Raw genomic sequence first — 16,820 nt, 5'->3', positions numbered from 1 at the left:
CTTCCTATTGTTTTATTTTATTCAGGCTGTAAACCCAATCATTTGTCTCTTGCCATTCTCTGCGATTTTGCATGACGAAGAAAGTGTTTTTGCGGGCTTATACCAATCCGTATAGATAAGTCTCGCTGAGTGGGGAATTATCTATGCGGACTGGTATTAACTCTCTATTAACGCTTTTACGTTAGCCAAGGTATCAGCTTCGTTGGCAGGTTTGTCCCAACGAATTCTATGTATGCGTGGAAAACGAAGTGCAACCCCTGATTTGTGCCTTGATGAAGGGTGTACAGCGTCGAATGCCACTTCTAATACGAGTTCTTTTTTTACTTCCCGCACGGGGCCAAATCGGCCCACTGCGTTTCGTCTTACCCAGTTATCCAGCTTCTTTAGCTCTTCATCGGTGAAGCCTGAGTATGCTTTACCAATGGGGAGCAGTTGATTGTTTTCCCACGTACCAAAAGTGAAATCGGAGTAAAAACTGGAACGCTTGCCGTGCCCGCGCTGGGCGTACATCATGACAGCATCAACAACCAGTGGATCGCGCTTCCATTTAAACCATTTACCCTTCGGCCTGCCGGGAATGTACTTACTATCGAGGCGCTTTATCATTAGCCCCTCGACCGCCCGGTTTTGGCAAACGTCTGTGTGCAGTTGGCGAAGGCTTTCAGGGCTCGAAGCGGTGAGGGTTTGCGATAAAAACAGGCGTTTGTTATCTGTTTTGCTGAACCATCTTTCCAATGCTAGGCGCCGAGTTTTCAGCGTTTGTTCTGTCAGGTCTTTCCCATCTAGCACTAACGCATCGTAAACAATAAGCCCAACCGGTGCAGACGATTGTAGCGCCTTACTTGGTTTCTTTTTATTTAGGCGCTGTTGAAGGGCATTAAAGGTGTCCACATCCGGCTGTACGATGGACGAAGCCTGTAATTCGCTTTTATCACTCGTTGTATTTCCAGTAGTTATACCTTGAGCGGTTGAGCCTTCAGATAAGTTATTGTCATGTTCCACGTTGTGGATAACCAGCAGTTCTCCATCTAACACCATGTTACCGCTAACAGACTCAAGTAAGTCGGGAAATGAGTGGCTGATGTCATCGCCAGTGCGGGAAAAGAGTGCTTTTTCGGGCTCATCCTCATTGGTTTTATCACTGTCAAAAGACCTATCATTAAAAGCTTTACTTGACTTAACAACGAGCTGTACACGAATGCCGTCGTACTTGTTTTCAATTTGCCATGTGTTCTCAGTAAATGCCTCAATATCGCTATCTTCAATGGGGTGAGAGAGCATGACAGGGTGAAAGGTTACCGCATTTTCGATATCTGGTTTTTCAGCTTTTCCTTCTAGCCAACGAAGCATATCAACGTAAGGAGGGTGAACCGCATGCCAAAGTGTTTCTATTTCTTTGATATCTTTGTCGCCATAATCGGCCAGTATTTGCTTTATAGAGCGAGCTGACACGCCTATACGCAAGCCTCTTGTGCCCAGCTTTAGTAACGCCCAGCGTTGGGCAGGTGTCATCACTGTTAGGTAGTTGGCAAGTGTGTCAGATACTTTTTGCTTACTTACCGACGCGAAGGTTTCAACGACCTCGGTGAGACTAGGAAGGGAATCCGTAGGCTTACTGTATGGCCACAAATGCGCCACTGTCTCACTGACTTCGCCGACATAATCGTAGCTCATAGCAAATAAGGCGGGGTCGCTGTGTTCAGTGATGAGCTTTTTGACTGTATTGCGCTTAAAAAAATCGAATCTCAATGTGCCTGCCATAGCGGCAATGGCCCATCCACGGTCGGGGGCTGGCGTATTGGCAATGTAGTCCGCTATAAGCTGCGCTTTGGCTTTGTTTCCAGACGTGAAATACAGCTGCTCAAGTAAATGACTGAATGCTTCCACTAATCGCCTCCTTGCTCTTCTTCATCGTAACCCACAAGGGAAAGCGCCCTTGCTTTGAACCCCATCTTCTCAGCCTGATACATCAAGGCATCTTCTCTGCCGTGGGTTACCCACACTTCTTTGGGGTTTACTTCTTCAATGGTTTTTAGCAATTCGGGCCAGTCGCAATGATCAGAAATAATAAGTGGCAGCTCGGCATTTTTTTGCTTGGCACGAGCACGAATTTGCATCCAACCAGATGCCACAACCGGACGCACGTTAGGTAAGCTTCGTGACCATCTGTCGGCAAGTGCCGAAGGCGGCGCAATGACTATCTCACCGGCCAAGGTTTTTTTATCCGTAACCTCAGATACTGGAATTAACTCACCCAAATCTATTCCTAATTGCTTGTATAAATCGCACAGTTTTAGCTGTGCACCGTGTAAGAAAATTGGCTTGGCGTAACCCGCTTCGCGCAGTGCTAGTATCACCCGTTGGCATTTACCTAACGCGTAAGCGCCTACCAGATGACATCGCTCGGGAAAAACCCGTAACGAATGAAGCAGCTTTTCAATTTCCTGTTCAATGGGCGGGTGTTTAAAAACAGGGAGCCCAAAGGTAGCTTCGGTAATCAATATATCGCAAGGGACAACTTTAAATGGCGGGCACGTTGGGTCGTGTCGACGCTTGTAATCGCCAGACACCACAACACGGTAGCCCGCATATTCAATTAGGATCTGTGTAGACCCAAGAATGTGGCCTGCAGGATAAAACGTGACTTTCACGTCATTAAATTCAATGGTTTTTCCTAACGTTACAGCATGCTGATGAATCGCCATCTCTTCACCGTAGCGAGTTTTCATTATTGCCAGTGTTTCTGGGCTGGCATACACGCTGTTATGGCCTGCCCGTGCATGGTCTGCATGCCCGTGTGTGACAAGCGCGGCTGCTACCTCATTCATGGGGTCAATGTAAAACTCACCTGGTTCGCAATACAAGCCGGTATCATCAGTTTTTAGCCACGTTGATGGATGCACTACTTATCATTCCTGCCAAATTAGAGAATGCTTGTTACTACGTAATCAGTCCCTTAAAACGACCACTTGAAGTGTGTAAGGCCAATAATTCAATAAGCGTGCTGAACTTACTGGCTTTATTAATTGTCACAAAATATGTCGATGTGCTTTCGGGCATTGCACTACACGACCTTTTAATTTAACCTCAACGCCCTACTAAAAAAGCTTTTTTTGGATGCTCATAATAAATAAGGATATTGCCTAATGTTACGTTTAAGCGCTTGTTTACTTGCTATTTCAACCCTCCCTGTTTTTGCCCAATCAACAGATATTCAGCATGAAGTTGCGTTAGGGTTTTCTGATGTACGTGATGCCGACGACAATTTTATTGGAGCAAGCTACCGCTACTATTTCGAATCAGTGAACATTGACCAGCAACCCTGGTCGATTAGCCCTTATCTTCAAAGAACGAACAATGTTTCCGTTGATTATTTTGGTATTGATAATATCGACAGCGTAAATGTACGAGGTGAGTGGTTTTACTCAGACGGGTTAGTTATTCGAGGTCGCTATGGACGTATAACCAACGACAGTAGGTTCTTTGACGAAACGTTAAATCGCTATGCTCTAGAAGTGTCTACCTTCGCGAATCAAAATTGGGAATACGGCATTGGTGTTGAGTATTTTCACCTTAATGAAGAGCTTTTCAGTCCCATCAATCCTGGCGTTAGCGAAAAGCGTTCTGATTCAGAATTCAGCTACAGTGCATTTGCAAGATATACGAGCTTTGGGCAACGTTCTGGTAAGTTTTCTCCAGGGTGGGATACCAAATTGAAAGCAACACAGTTTGATGGTGAGTTCTCCGTTGAGCTAGATACAGATTATTACTTCCGTCCTGATTGGAGCGTGGGAGTGACCTATATTCACGAAAGCAATGAAGTAATAGGCTCTGACAACGTTATTGAATTAGGCACCCACTACTGGTTCAACCCGCATTCATCTATCGAATTTGGGTTGGGCTATGATACTGACGAAAGCCAACTAGGCTCGGCTACTTTGCTAGGTACTTTCAGGTTCTAGATAGTTGCGCCAATATGCTTTAGGACCAGGCTTGACCTGGTCCTTTTGGCTGAATCGGATTTATATAACTTCTTTTAGTACGGATGTTAGCTATAAGGTTTTGTTTGCCTCTGTCGCCAATTCTTGCTCTGCAACCAAACCATCATGTTGCTTACTCTGTTGCTTCTTATGAAAGCTGCGAAGATACAGTCTTCGCCATGCCGCTTCAAATGGGCCTTGATCAAAATGATTAGTAATAAAATTCGCCAGCAGCATTTGAATTGCTGTGAGCCCAAGAGTAATTAACATCAAATCGAGCAGCGTTACGGTATAGGCAAACTCGGGATAGTAGTCGGGCATAATCACACGAAACAACATAGCCAAAACAATAGATTGTGTTAGGTAGAGAGTAAACGCCACCTTGCCGCAGTTAATAAGTGACTGATACCACCACGTCGTTGTATTTTTCATTTTGATTAACAGATGAGCGTAGGCAAAAGCACAGAAAATAGCGGGGATGCTTGTAAACATGGGAATAACATCTGAGGTTACTTGCTCAAACATTAGCTGAGGAATAACGGTAATAACAGAGGTGGCTACGGCAACTATAGCCACTTTTTTGAATACAGTAGAAGAAAAGCCAAGGTTAAAGAAATCGCTTCTGTAAAGGTAGGCACCAAACATCATAAGCCCCATCGACTGCCAAAGCATGGTAAAAGGCGCTGCAATAACGGTAGCAAGAACAAAAGAAGCTTGAACTCCAATTTGGAATAAATAACTACTTTGCCATTTTGTAACCTCTTCGGCGTAAGCTTCGCTAGACCTAAGTGGAGGGGCGCCACCGTAGTCGTATCCAAGCGTAAGTACTATGCCAAAAACAAGCATAATGATGCTCCCCAAGACTAAATATTTAACGCTTTTCGCGCGAAGCTCTTCTTGGTCTAACGTTAAGTGTTTTAGTACAAAGTAGGCGCAAAGACTGTAATAAAGCAGTATGTCGCCGCCAAATATAAACACGCCATGTATTAACCCAAATAAAAATAGCCATTTAAGCCGAGATTTAGAAAAGTCTAAAAAGTTGTGCTCACGCTTTTGGCAAGCATCAAATTGAATCGCTAAACTTGCTCCAAACAGTAGGCAGAATAAGGTGCGAAATCTACCATCTAAGAAAAGCGCGCTAAGTGTCGAGATAATCTCATCTGACAAAAGTGATTCTTCAAAAAACGCGTAGCCGGTGTGAAAATTTTGATGATATGCAATGTTTAAAAATAATATGCCAAGGATTGATAAACCTCTAATGGCATCTATGGATTGAATTCGCATTTACGTTCCCTGTAATCATATTTTGTAGTTTAACGAGTGTAGAGTACTCGTTTTCGAAGTGTCGATACTTAAAGTGTATCCGAATATTAACTATTACTAATAACTTAAATCCACTAACAAATAAAAAGTACAGGAGATACCTATTTTTTCAAGAAAGTTATATTGCGCTAAGCCTTCATGGTTATTGCAAAGGTAAAAAGTAAGGTGTTGGCGTATATAAACTTAACTAAGGAATTGGCGTATAAAACCGAAAAGGCATAACAGATACTGTAAATGACATTACTTCCCTCCGCTTTCGCTAAGTGGTTTAAGCAAAAAGGCTGGCAACTTCGCGATTATCAACAGGCTATGTTGGTGGAAAAAGATAAACATGACTGTACTTTGTTGATAGCACCAACAGGGGCGGGTAAAACGTTGTCAGGCTTTCTGCCAAGTTTGGTAGAACTTAGTGAACTCAATGAGAGTAATGCATCAGCTGAAAACAAGGGTAAGCAGAGTGGGTTTAATGGTCTACATACCCTTTACATCTCGCCGCTAAAAGCGCTCACGCAAGATATCCACCGTAATTTGTTGCAGCCCATTGAAGAAATGGCGCTGCCGATAACGGCCGAGACACGCACTGGCGATACGCCCTCGCACAAGCGCCAGCGCCAGCGTAAAAAGCCTCCAAACATACTGCTTACCACACCAGAATCGCTCATGTTGATGTTGAGCTACGCCGATGCCGATAAGCTTTTTGGCAAGCTAAAGCGTGTCATCATCGACGAAACGCATAGTTTAATGGCCAATAAACGCGGCGATTTTTTATCACTTGCTCTCGCACGGTTAAGCGTGCTTTCTCCAAACTGTAAGCGCATTGGGCTGTCTGCCACTGTAGCATTTCCCGAGAAGTTGGGCGCTTGGCTGGCTGGCAGCGACAGTGTAGCTAATATTATAAAAGTGAAAGCGGGTGAAAAGCCTAAAGTTGAAATGTTGCACTCTAAAGCGCGCATGCCTTTTGGTGGCTTTATGGCTCGCTACGCTATCGACGATATATATCAAGCGATTGAGAGTGCTAAGACTACGCTGGTTTTTGTAAACACCCGTGCTCAATCAGAGTTGTTGTTTCAAATGTTGTGGGAGGCAAATAAGGCTGCGCTACCCATTGCACTGTATCACGGTAGTTTGAGTAAAGAGCAGCGCCGGAAAACCGAAGCCATGATGGCAAGCGGCATGCTGCGGGCTATTGTATGTACGTCGGCGCTTGAACTCGGTATTGACTGGGGCGACGTAGACAAAGTCATTCAAGTCGGCGCACCTAAAGGCGTAAGCAGGCTGCTGCAAAGGATAGGGCGAGCGAATCACAGGTTAGATGAGCCGAGTGAAGCGTTACTTGTACCTGCAAATCGTTTTGAGGCACTGGAATGCCAGGCGGCGATCACCGCTATTGAAAAAGGAGAGCTAGACGGCGAAAGCCCACAGCCAGGCGCGTTAGATATTATTCCCCAGTTTATCTTGAACTGTTTGTGCAGCCAGGCTGCTAGCCCTGATACTTTATATCAAGAGATTCTCACTGCTACGCCTTATCAAGGGCTAGATAGAGATGATTTCGATAAACTGTGGCAGTTTACCCAGGACGGCGGTAGCGCATTAAACGCGTATGAGCGTTACCAGCGCCTGACAAGAAACGATGATGGCACTTTTTCGCCAGCTAATCGGCGTGTTATTCAAAGGCACAGACAAAATATCGGCACAATCGTTGAAGCGGGGCGGCTTAAAGTAAAGCGAATCCGTCGAGGAAATCAAGGCAAGATTATCGGAGAGGTGGAAGAGTATTTCGCTCAACAATTAACACCGGGAGATACCTTCTATTTTGGAGGAGAGGTGCTGCGCTTTGAAGCTATTCGCGATATGCAGCTTCACGCCAAACCAGCAAAAGCCAAAGAGCCTAAAATTCCAAGCTACGCAGGTGGGCAAATGCCGCTGTCTACCTATTTAGCGGAAGGTGTTCGCGCTATCTTGGCCAATCAAAACTCATGGAAAGCATTACCTGTGCAGGTACAAGAGTGGCTTAACCTTCAGCAGGCCTTTTCTGAGTTACCTAGTCCTGAGCGGGTTCTGGTGGAGCAATTTCCATTTAGGCAAGCGCACTATACCTTGTACTACACCTTCGATGGACGAAAGGCAAATCAAACTCTAGGTATGTTGCTAACTCGGCGAATGGAGAAAATGGGTATCAAGCCTTTGAGCTTTAGCGTGACCGACTATGGATTATCGGTAGCATCGGTAAACGCCATCACGCAAAGTCAGCTTCAGCAGCTATTTCAGCCGGATATATTAGGGGACGAGCTAGAAGATTGGATGTTACAGGCGCCTATGCTTAAGCGCTCGTTTAGACAAGTGGCGGTGGTGAGCGGGCTGACTGAACAGCGTTATCACGCTAGTCAAAAAACCATGAAGCAGGTTACGTTCTCAACTGATCTTATTTACGATACATTGCGTGAACACGACCGCGATCATATTTTACTCAAAGTAGCCCGGGCTGATGCTGAGCGAGAGTTACTCGACTTGCGACGACTGGCCAATTTACTTATTCGCTACGTAGATTCAGCAACACTGGTGAATCTTGAAAAACCATCGCCCATGGCCATTCCTATAGTACTCGATGTGCGTAGTGAACAAGTAAAAGGCGCTGGTGCGCAAGCCATTATTGAGCAAGCTAATTTATACGCCGAAGCCGAAACCATGTTAGACGAAGTTCGCGCGTTACTTTCAGGGGTTAGCGTTGAATAGGGTGAAACTAAAAAGAATATTCAAACTTCGCTTTTCCATATCGACGATTTATTTCACGCCTGATGCTTTACTTAACAAACATTTGCGGTAAGTCCGTTGAACAGGAAAGCTTAATAGCATTTCGCTAAATAAACGCGCAGCTTTGCCCCGGTAATAAAAACTCACAAACGAAAAATAAAGAGGATAATTTGGCAATAACCGACGCGTGGCTGACTGAAAAAGTCAGTCAGCGCCAAATCACAATTACGAAATACGCAGATTATTTGTGGCTATTAGACGCACGCGGTGTGGCGTATTTACCCGCATGCGATTGGCTGATTGTGTCTGATCTTCACTTAGAAAAAGGCAGCTATTTACGCAGCTATGCGAACCCCTTACCCAGTTTAGATTCCACCGCCACGCTAAAGCGCCTAGAAGGCATTATTGATGATTACCAGCCTAAGCGCGTAATCAGCTTAGGCGATAGTTTTCACGATAAGCACAGTATGTTGCGCATGACCGTTGAAGACCGTCAGCACTTATGTAGGCTTGTTGATAAAGTCGATGAGTGGATGTGGGTGGAAGGTAACCACGATCCTGATTTACCCGACGGCATTCCGGGTACGCCATGTTTTGAAATAGTGCTAGATAACATGGTGTTCAGGCATGAACCAGAAATGTGCGAAACCCGTGCTCAGATTATCGGTCACTACCACCCAAAGAAGCGCACCACTATTTCTCGCCGTCGTTACTCTGGTAAATGCTTTACTAACAACGAAAACTTACTTGTGATGCCAGCCTTCGGCCAGTTCACCGGCGGGTTAGACATAGACGAAGACGTCATGCTAGCGCTTTTCCCCAAGCCGACCCGTCAGGTTTTCATGCTTTACGACAACATTATTTTTAAAGTGTGAGCCACCCAAATAGGGTCAGAGTCTGAGGGATCCCCACGAATTTAATTCCATGTGCCTGCGGCCCAGGCCCGGTCGACTATGGAGCTGTACCATTTGAGTGCAGCTTTCCACTGTCGCATAGTGAATCGTATTCGGCAAGCAACAGCTCTCAGGCCGAGATAGTGGAATGACAGCACGCTTCTGGTGTCGGTATTTGCTTGGAAGCGCCGATGTTTATTCGAAGAGACGACCACCATACCCAGTAGTATTGCCACCAGTGACGCTAACGTAGTCAGCAATACCAGTATTGTTAGACGCTGCTTTTTCACGCTTTTATTCTGTTCATAGCCAAGCCCGAACTTCGTGCTTTTCATGTCTCTGAAGCCCTCTTCAATCTGCATACGTTGGCGATAAATAGCAACGACCTGTTTTGATAAGCTTCGGTGAGACGCCAGTGATGTCGCTAATAGCCACGGGTCTTTTGCGCCTTGTGCATGCACTTTTGAGCGCTTTGAGGCTTTGCGTGTACCATCTGGATTTGAAGCATGACGTCCTTTAGATTTCTGTTTAAACAGAACTAGCGTGCAGGTAAAGGGGTTGCTCCTTACTATTTGGCTGTTATCAAAGCGCTTCGGTCGATTGGTCGCTTGGGCATAAAGGTGACGAATACACTGCCACGTATCTCCTCTATCAAGTGAATAAAGATGTGGCTTACGGATACGTCCAATAATGTCCCATCCAAGTGCCCTAACTGCCCTGAACCAAGGCGATTTATACCCTGCATCGGTAACGATAATGGGTCGGCAATTTGAAGGTAACATGGCGTGTAATGCCTTTAAGAATGCTTTGTGGGTGGCTGGTTTCTCTTTGGTCTTGTTGCAATGCACTTCTTGATAAAGTGTGACGGGCCGACCTTTTAAAGATATTGCCGCGCGTAAAAGAAAATGCGCTTTACGGTCATCTAAATCTGACCAGTCGATTGAGATAACAGGGCGTGTTGTGTTGCCGCAAAATAGTTGGCATATAGATGCATAGATAAACGGTGTTTCACTGAATAAATGCGGGTTTGAAAGCAAGCGGTCAGCTCGTTTAATCCGATGTTTTTCATAAGCTTTAGTGTTAATCCCACGACCTATGCTGGTTACGGTTGCTGCGCTTCCATGAAGAAGGCTTTTTACGCACGCCGTTAGCACATCCCGACGCGCTTTATGCATTTTATAGCTGACAAGCGATACGACATTGTCCACAATAGATAGGGCATTCATGGCAGTTTGGTCTCAGTGATTTTTGGCGATTGATCTGATCACCAAACGTCATGAATGTTCCTATCTTTTTTATCTCACTGATATCGTTATATTATTTGTGGGGATACCTCAGGGTCAGAGTACATTTCTACCGCGGCAGAATTAAAAAAAGGGGTCAGAGTACATTTCGCAGTTATTGCTGCTTCGAAAAAATGTACTCTGACTCCATTTATTTAGGTTAGTCGCGCCAGCGTTTGGTTAGTTCGTCGTAGGCGTCTATGCGGCGGTCGCGGAAGTAAGGCCAAATGCGCTTCACTTGCTCGGTGCGTTCCATATCAAGCTCTACTGTTAGGGTTGTTTCTCCTTCAGCATCGGCTTTGGCTAAAATCTCACCTTGTGGGCCTGCTACAAAGCTTTGCCCCCAGAACTGAATACCAGGGTCACCTTCAACAGGTGAAGCCTCAAAGCCGGTGCGGTTTGCCACGATGACTGGAACAGAATTCGCCACGGCATGAGAGCGCTGAATGGTTTCCCATGCACCGTGCTGACGCGCACGCTCTTCTTCTGTGTCAGTTAAATCCCAGCCAATCGCGGTAGGATAGAACAACAAATCTGCGCCTGCCATTGCCATTAGGCGTGCTGCCTCTGGATACCACTGATCCCAACATACCAATACGCCAAGCTTACCTACGCTGGTTTCAATAGGCGTGAAGCCCATATCGCCCGGTGTGAAGTAAAACTTCTCATAAAAGCCTGGATCATCGGGAATATGCATTTTACGGTATTTGCCTGCAATTTCTTTACTGCGGTCAAATACTACGGCAGTGTTGTGGTACAAACCTGAGCCGCGCTTTTCAAATAGAGACGTTACTAATACGATATTGTGCTTTTCAGCGAGTTCACCGAAAAAGTCTGTCGCTGGGCCTGGAATTGGCTCAGCCAAGTCAAAGGCGTCAGTATCTTCTTGCTGGCAAAAATACAGGGTGCTGTGCAGTTCTTGAAGAAGAATACACTCGCAGCCTTCAGCCGCTAATTTAGCAATTTGTTCAGCACTTTTATTCCAGTTCGTTGCTTTGTCGTTATCAGCAACGGCCTGTTGTACCAGACCCACTTTTAGCTTAGCTGGGCGCATGTATAGACACTCCTTTTTTTAAGGTGGTGATAATTGAATCTTTTAACGTATTTGTGGGTACCTGCATGGAAATACAATGCAAGCTGCCGTATTGTCTTACGAGTACACTGCAATCAATTGGTTCAACAATATGATTGGGATGTGCTCTTTTTACTGTTTCAATGGCTTCTGCGTCTTCTTCTTCACCATAAACAGGCAGTAAAATAGCGTTGTTACAAATCAAGTAGTTAGCGTACGATGCCGGCAAGCGATCCCCTTCATCATTTACAATATTAGGCAGCGGTAAATGAAACTGTTCATGCTCAGGCAGTTCAAGGGCGCACTCGTCACACAACGCTTTTAACCCTTCAAAGTGACTATCGTTAGGGCGGTTGTTACAGGCTTGAATCACTAAGCCTTTATTCGGGGTGAAGCGCACCAAGGTGTCGATGTGACCATCAGTGTCATCGCCTTCTAAATGACCATTTTGCAAAACAGTCACCTTGCTGCAGCCCAGCATGTCTTTAAATGCATCTTCATAGGCACTTAAGGACATATCGCCGTTGCGCTCCGGGTTAAGCAAACACTGCGCGGTACTCAGTAAATGCCCGTTTTCATCAATCTCTAACGCACCGCCCTCTGCAACAATAGGACTGCTGCGTAGTGCAGATTTACACATGGCGGCAAGATAACGCTGATTGGCAAGGTTATCCTCAGCAGCATTAAACTTATTACCCCAACCGTTAAAGCGAAACTCTACCGGCGAGCCATTACCTTCACTATCTTTACAGGTGATGAAACCGTAGTCGCGCATCCACGTGTCGTTAAAGGATGCTGGAACAATAAGCACTTGTGCACTTTCAGGCAGACGAGATAAAACGTTGTCAACATCATCAGGGGCACACAATAAAATAACACTCGCATTATTGCGATTTACTGCCGAGATCACGTTAAGGTAGGTCGTTCTCGCTTCTTCTAGCCATGGAGCCCAGTCGGTTTGTGCATGCGGCCATGCCAGCATGACAGCATCGATGTCATACCATTCAGGTGCCATAGTACGGTTGCCGTGCATAGTAAAATTCCAAATAGCGTAAAAATAGGGTTCGGATTATAGCCATGCCCCACCTGTAGACCAAGGCAAATGGCGATGAAATTAAATGGCTGTGACGATTACTTTATTACATTGGTCTACGCCGGTTAGTTGACGAACGGGTATGCCTTATTTCAAATGCCGCCCACCATTGAGATGAAGGGTTTGCCCGGTCACATAATCACTATCAAAAAGATAGTTCATCGCTTTCACGGCTTCTTGCGCGCCAGGGACTATTTCAAGTAACGACTTTTTAAGTGCTTTCTGTTTATAGGCTTCATCGTCATTTTCATTAAACATAAGCAAAGCAGGAGCAATGCTATTTACTTTTACCTGAGGGGAAAGTTTTTTTGCAAACGATAAGGTGAGATTGTGCAAGGCAGCTTTACTTGCTGCATATGCCATGTGTTTTTCGCTGCCCGTTTCTTGAATGTAATCAGTCATATGAATGATATCGGCTTGGCCTTCATACTCGCGTAGTGCATCTTCTAGCGCTAAGTTAATGCGGTAGGGTGCGATAGCGTGAATCATCATCATTCGCTCTATGAGGCTCTGCTTATCGCTACTGTCTTTTTCTTGTGCCCAATCGGATGCATTATGAATAACGGCCCGATAGGTTTTACTGATTGCCTTAATCTCATCAATTGCTCGATCAATAGCCGCCTCAGTGCTAAAATCAGCGTGTAAAACTGTTGCGCCTTTATCCTTAAGCATCGTGATACTCGGGCGTGGTGTTCGATACGTCACCACTACATGCTGGCCTTGTTCAAGTAAACTTTCGGCCATGGCTAGTCCAAGACGTTGGCTAGCGCCTGTTATAAGTACAGGTGATTTCAAGATGATGTCCTTCTTAAATAAGCAGTCGCAGTTTTATTATTGTGTTAGTAGCACTATCGGTAGCAACAACATTAAATAAAAGTCATGTTGTTGTATAACCGAACTTTTACGAGTAACTCAGCGTAGAAGTTCAAAAAAAGCAGTAACAACGGATAAAGCAATGTTAGCAAAAGAAGCGGTAATTGTGCGCGACGCACTGGACCACTCTATTTCAGAATCAGCACAACGTGTACGAGATGCATTGGAGGCCAAAGGGTTAGAAACGCCAATGGTAGCTAATGGGCTGACAGATGAACAGAAGCGAAAGCGAATTGAAAGTGCCATGCGAGATGTTATGGACACGCTTGGTTTAGATTTGGCTGACGATAGTCTTTGTGACACGCCGGCGCGAATCGCTAAAATGTATGTTAATGAGATTTTTGGTGGGCTGGACTATCGAAAGTTTCCTAAAATTACTGCTATCGAAAATAAGATGCAGATTGATCAGCCAGTGCAGGTTTCGGACATCAGCCTGACAAGCACGTGTGAGCATCATTTTGTCACTATTGATGGCACTGCTACGGTTTCTTACATTCCCAAAGACACCGTAATTGGGCTTTCAAAAATAAACAGGCTCGTTGGCTTTTTTGCGCAACGCCCCCAGGTGCAAGAGCGGTTAACTCAGCAAGTGCTCGTGGCATTGCAAACGCTCACAAACACTGAAGACGTTGCAGTGAGCATAAATGCCACACATTATTGTGTTAAGGCGCGTGGCATTCGAGATACGAATTCATATACAAAGACGTCTGCATTAGGCGGCCGCTTCCTTACAGACAACGAGTTAAAGCGGGAGTTTTTCCGTTAGGCTCATCCCGTTGCTAGCATTAAAAAAACCGCTGAATTCAGCGGTTTTTTGTTTAGAGAGACATGAACTAACCTAGAAGCGAAGGTTACTTGATGACATTGTCGTTAATAATCTCATCGACGATAAGATTTACGCGTCCTGCAATCCCGTCAGCGGGGGTCAGGCTTAGTATCTTGTTACAGCAACTGCATGACTCATGCTGTTCGTGATACATATCGCGAAGACTGTCGAGTTTAAAATCATTAATTGCCCCGCAATAAGGGCACATGTATTCCAAAGTGCTATCACTTTGCATCGTTCTATCCGTTACCATGTTAAACATATCCATATGACACAATTCGAATTTCGCCGGCGGCTTAATTCAGAGAAGTACTGCTAATAGTATTCCAAGAAGTCTTAGCAAGAATTAACCTAGCAAGTATTAAACCAAACCTATTGGAGCATGCATGTTCTCACTTCCTGCGCTTTTAGTGGTCTAACGTGTCGCACACTTCCAAGCATGTGAAATAATCACCAACACACTTAAGTATAGTAGTAATTTTTTCAATTGCTTTTGAAACTATGGGATAGTTGTTAAGTTGTTGACGTGAATGAATTTAAATTGTTTGCTGAACAAGTCCCAACTAATCTGCTAGCTGACGCTAGAAATTAGTTGGGTGTAGTTTATAGAAAGATAATTATGCGGGAAGTAGCCACATTTGTTGAAACGGGGCGAGTAGTAGTGCTGAAGAGTTTATCTCGACCGTTTCACCAGTAAGCAAATCTTTACTCGCAGAGTGCTTAAGTGTTGCCAAAATGCTACGGGATAGTGATTGAGGGTGTTCACTAAAGTTACAAATCGCAAGAAGCTTTTCACCCTCAATATTTTCACGCAAAAAGGCGAAGCAATGCTGATTGTGGGTTTCTAGTATATGGGTCTTGGCCTGACCGAAGATGGCGTTCTGCTTCCTTATCGCTATCATTTGCTGAAGACCTTTAAAAACGCGCAGGCTCGCGGTCTGCGCCGTATTTGAAGGTGTGGTTTCACCTAGTGCTAACTGGGTGTCTTCATTAGTCACAGCGATCCGATTTACCCATCTGTCATCGTGTTTCTTGCTATCGTCATCACGGTAGCTGTAGTCATTAAGCTTTCCAATTTCATCACTTGAATAAAGCAAAGGAATACCGCCGATACTAAACGTAATGCCGTAGAGCAATAACATGCGTTTTACCGCTTCGTCTACGCCTTGCGCGTCGTTATCGCTTAGTGCGCCTTCCAAGCCACACAGTGATGCTAGCGACCCGCATACCCGGCAATCGCCGTTAGACGGGTTTTCAGCAAAAGGTACGCCGTTTGCGAAGCTTCCTTCGAACCTTCCGGTGTAAAACTGATTGAGAAACAAACGATGATCGAACGGATTAATGCCAATGTCATGCGCGACAGCATCGTCGAATGTCCATCCTATATCATCGTGACAGCGCACATAGTTTACCCAGGTACAGTTATCAGATATTGCAAAACTCTTTTTCATTGAGCTGGTTAAAAGCCGCGTTTTGCGCGTTGCCAGCGAGTTCCATAGCAACGCCATTAACAGTGGATTGTAAGACAGTTGACACTCGTCTTTATCGATATATTTCAGTACCTCATCGGGATGTACGATAGCTTCTGACTTAAACACTACGGCGGGCGCTACAATTTGAAGACAACAGTTAAACGCTTGAATCAGCACGTGTGCTTTTTCTTGGTTTTCGCAGTTTGTGCCCAGTTCTTTCCATATAAACGCCAATGCGTCTAAACGCAGCGCAGCACAGCCCAGGTTTGCAAGAAAAAGCATTTCTGAAGTGATTGCATTAAATACTTCTGGGTTGCTGTAGTTAAGATCCCACTGAAAACTGTTGAATGTGGTCCACACCCACTTTTCCATTTGCTCATTAAAGGTAAAACTGCCTCTTCTTACCTGTGGAAAGATTTCTCTAAGCGTATGTTCGTACTGATCTGGAATCGTTCTGTCATCAAACAAGTAGTAATAGTTTTGATATTGTTTGTTACCATCTAACGCCTCTTTGGCCCAGGTATGCTCATCTGAGGTATGGTTAAAGACGAAATCGAGAACAAGATTAATCCCTTCTTTTTGGAGTGCGTCAGCAAGTTTTTCCAGATCTTTGACCGTTCCTAAAGTTGGATTTACCTTGCGGTAATCCGAAACTGCATATCCACCGTCACTATCACCTTTAGGGGCATCGTATAAAGGCATCAAATGAACGTAAGTAACACCAAGTGCTTTGAAATAGTCAATTTTGTCGTGTAGGTCGTTGAGCGTTGGTCCCATCAAATCAACATAACAGGCCATTCCGACCTGTTCTTCATCGCGATACCATAAAGGAGAGTCGAGGCGCTGGCTATCTAACTTTTTAAGTGCAGGCTTCCGGTTTTTTAAACCATCTCTTAAAATTTCAACGAGCTTTTGTAAATGAAAATAGCAGTCGTACTGATGACCATAGACGTAAGTATATTTTTCAAAAAGACGGGGAAAATGCGCCTTCAATCGACGAGTGAATGTCGTCGCGTCTTTCTTTGTAAGGCCAGATAAATCGGTAGATGCCAAGATTCTGTCTAAACATACACCACTGTCAGCAGCATAGCTCATAGAAAACTCCAAATTGTTACACACTTGTATGCTAAGTTAGCCCATCCAAATTATCGGGTTTACAGGCTTTTTAAATTCTGTTAACTTTTATCTTAAACGATTAAGCTTATTTTTCAAGGTTATTAAATCGTTATTTTTTACAAAATGAGTACGTGAAAC

Annotated in this window: 13 protein-coding genes; 4 read left to right on the top strand and 9 right to left on the bottom strand. The window is 44.8% G+C overall.

The window, feature by feature from the left end; genetic code table 11:
- Positions 1-156: 156 nt before the first annotated feature.
- Together ACM0P2_RS18225 and ACM0P2_RS18220 are read right to left on the bottom strand one after the other, a co-directional pair.
- A complete protein-coding gene (locus ACM0P2_RS18225) occupies positions 157-1,887 on the bottom strand; it encodes a cisplatin damage response ATP-dependent DNA ligase (protein ID WP_419226945.1) in 1,731 nt (576 codons plus the stop codon).
- Entirely contained in the window at positions 1,887-2,903 is a 1,017-nt protein-coding gene (locus tag ACM0P2_RS18220; protein ID WP_419226944.1) for a ligase-associated DNA damage response exonuclease, read from the bottom strand. The genes ACM0P2_RS18225 and ACM0P2_RS18220 overlap by 1 nt, the downstream gene beginning before the upstream one ends.
- Positions 2,904-3,146: 243 nt before the next feature.
- Between ACM0P2_RS18220 and ACM0P2_RS18215 the strand changes: the two genes are divergently transcribed.
- The gene (locus ACM0P2_RS18215) at positions 3,147-3,962 is read left to right on the top strand and encodes a putative porin (RefSeq protein WP_419226943.1); all 816 of its coding nucleotides are present in this window, start codon (positions 3,147-3,149) and stop codon (positions 3,960-3,962) included.
- Between the two features lie 90 nt (positions 3,963-4,052).
- Here ACM0P2_RS18215 and ACM0P2_RS18210 read toward each other — a convergent pair whose 3' ends face one another.
- On the bottom strand, positions 4,053-5,264 hold the full coding sequence (locus tag ACM0P2_RS18210; protein WP_419226942.1) for a DUF418 domain-containing protein: 1,212 nt from the start codon (positions 5,262-5,264) through the stop codon (positions 4,053-4,055).
- A 273-nt stretch (positions 5,265-5,537) separates the two neighbouring features.
- Here ACM0P2_RS18210 and ACM0P2_RS18205 point away from each other — a divergent pair, with 273 nt between their 5' ends.
- Entirely contained in the window at positions 5,538-8,036 is a 2,499-nt protein-coding gene (locus tag ACM0P2_RS18205) for a ligase-associated DNA damage response DEXH box helicase (RefSeq protein ID WP_419226941.1), read from the top strand.
- Positions 8,037-8,224: 188 nt separating this feature from the next.
- On the top strand, positions 8,225-8,929 hold the full coding sequence (gene pdeM / locus ACM0P2_RS18200; protein ID WP_419226940.1) for a ligase-associated DNA damage response endonuclease PdeM: 705 nt from the start codon (positions 8,225-8,227) through the stop codon (positions 8,927-8,929).
- Positions 8,930-8,970: 41 nt separating this feature from the next.
- Here pdeM and ACM0P2_RS18195 read toward each other — a convergent pair whose 3' ends face one another.
- The 4 genes from ACM0P2_RS18195 to folM form a co-directional block, all read right to left on the bottom strand.
- A complete protein-coding gene (locus ACM0P2_RS18195; RefSeq protein WP_419226939.1) occupies positions 8,971-10,173 on the bottom strand; it encodes an IS4 family transposase in 1,203 nt (400 codons plus the stop codon).
- A 217-nt stretch (positions 10,174-10,390) separates the two neighbouring features.
- On the bottom strand, positions 10,391-11,284 hold the full coding sequence (locus tag ACM0P2_RS18190) for a carbon-nitrogen hydrolase (protein WP_419226938.1): 894 nt from the start codon (positions 11,282-11,284) through the stop codon (positions 10,391-10,393).
- The gene (locus ACM0P2_RS18185) at positions 11,271-12,335 is read right to left on the bottom strand and encodes an agmatine deiminase family protein (protein WP_159120511.1); all 1,065 of its coding nucleotides are present in this window, start codon (positions 12,333-12,335) and stop codon (positions 11,271-11,273) included. The genes ACM0P2_RS18190 and ACM0P2_RS18185 overlap by 14 nt, the downstream gene beginning before the upstream one ends.
- Before the next feature lie 147 nt (positions 12,336-12,482).
- Positions 12,483-13,190, bottom strand: coding sequence for a dihydromonapterin reductase (folM, locus tag ACM0P2_RS18180; RefSeq protein ID WP_173361107.1), 708 nt, complete (start codon positions 13,188-13,190; stop codon positions 12,483-12,485).
- Between the two features lie 160 nt (positions 13,191-13,350).
- Here folM and folE point away from each other — a divergent pair, with 160 nt between their 5' ends.
- Complete coding sequence (folE, locus tag ACM0P2_RS18175) at positions 13,351-14,034, top strand: GTP cyclohydrolase I FolE (RefSeq protein WP_105932671.1); 684 nt, start codon at positions 13,351-13,353, stop codon at positions 14,032-14,034.
- Positions 14,035-14,119: 85 nt separating this feature from the next.
- Here folE and ACM0P2_RS18170 read toward each other — a convergent pair whose 3' ends face one another.
- Positions 14,120-14,362 carry a hypothetical protein gene (locus ACM0P2_RS18170; RefSeq protein ID WP_159120513.1) on the bottom strand — a complete coding sequence of 81 codons (243 nt, stop codon included), beginning with the start codon at positions 14,360-14,362 and terminating at the stop codon, positions 14,120-14,122.
- Positions 14,363-14,711: 349 nt separating this feature from the next.
- On the bottom strand, positions 14,712-16,661 hold the full coding sequence (locus tag ACM0P2_RS18165) for an alpha-amylase family glycosyl hydrolase (RefSeq protein WP_419226937.1): 1,950 nt from the start codon (positions 16,659-16,661) through the stop codon (positions 14,712-14,714).
- Positions 16,662-16,820 lie beyond the last annotated feature (159 nt).

This window comes from Alteromonas sp. OM2203 (genome assembly GCF_048517045.1).
In the GTDB taxonomy this organism is placed as follows: domain Bacteria; phylum Pseudomonadota; class Gammaproteobacteria; order Enterobacterales; family Alteromonadaceae; genus Alteromonas; species Alteromonas gracilis.
The sequence above is the reverse complement of the archived record's forward strand: the minus strand, read 5'-3'. Positions and strand labels throughout refer to the sequence as shown.

Excerpts from the sequence above, each read along its gene's own strand:
- folE (WP_105932671.1), top strand. The coding sequence starts at position 13,351 with ATGTTAGCAAAAGAAGCGGTAATTGTGCGCGACGCACTGGACCACTCT.
- ACM0P2_RS18195 (WP_419226939.1), bottom strand. The coding sequence starts at position 10,173 with ATGAATGCCCTATCTATTGTGGACAATGTCGTATCGCTTGTCAGCTAT.
- ACM0P2_RS18165 (WP_419226937.1), bottom strand. The coding sequence starts at position 16,661 with ATGAGCTATGCTGCTGACAGTGGTGTATGTTTAGACAGAATCTTGGCA.
- ACM0P2_RS18210 (WP_419226942.1), bottom strand. The coding sequence starts at position 5,264 with ATGCGAATTCAATCCATAGATGCCATTAGAGGTTTATCAATCCTTGGC.
- ACM0P2_RS18215 (WP_419226943.1), top strand. The coding sequence starts at position 3,147 with ATGTTACGTTTAAGCGCTTGTTTACTTGCTATTTCAACCCTCCCTGTT.
- ACM0P2_RS18190 (WP_419226938.1), bottom strand. The coding sequence starts at position 11,284 with ATGCGCCCAGCTAAGCTAAAAGTGGGTCTGGTACAACAGGCCGTTGCT.
- ACM0P2_RS18185 (WP_159120511.1), bottom strand. The coding sequence starts at position 12,335 with ATGCACGGCAACCGTACTATGGCACCTGAATGGTATGACATCGATGCT.
- ACM0P2_RS18170 (WP_159120513.1), bottom strand. The coding sequence starts at position 14,362 with ATGGATATGTTTAACATGGTAACGGATAGAACGATGCAAAGTGATAGC.
- ACM0P2_RS18205 (WP_419226941.1), top strand. The coding sequence starts at position 5,538 with ATGACATTACTTCCCTCCGCTTTCGCTAAGTGGTTTAAGCAAAAAGGC.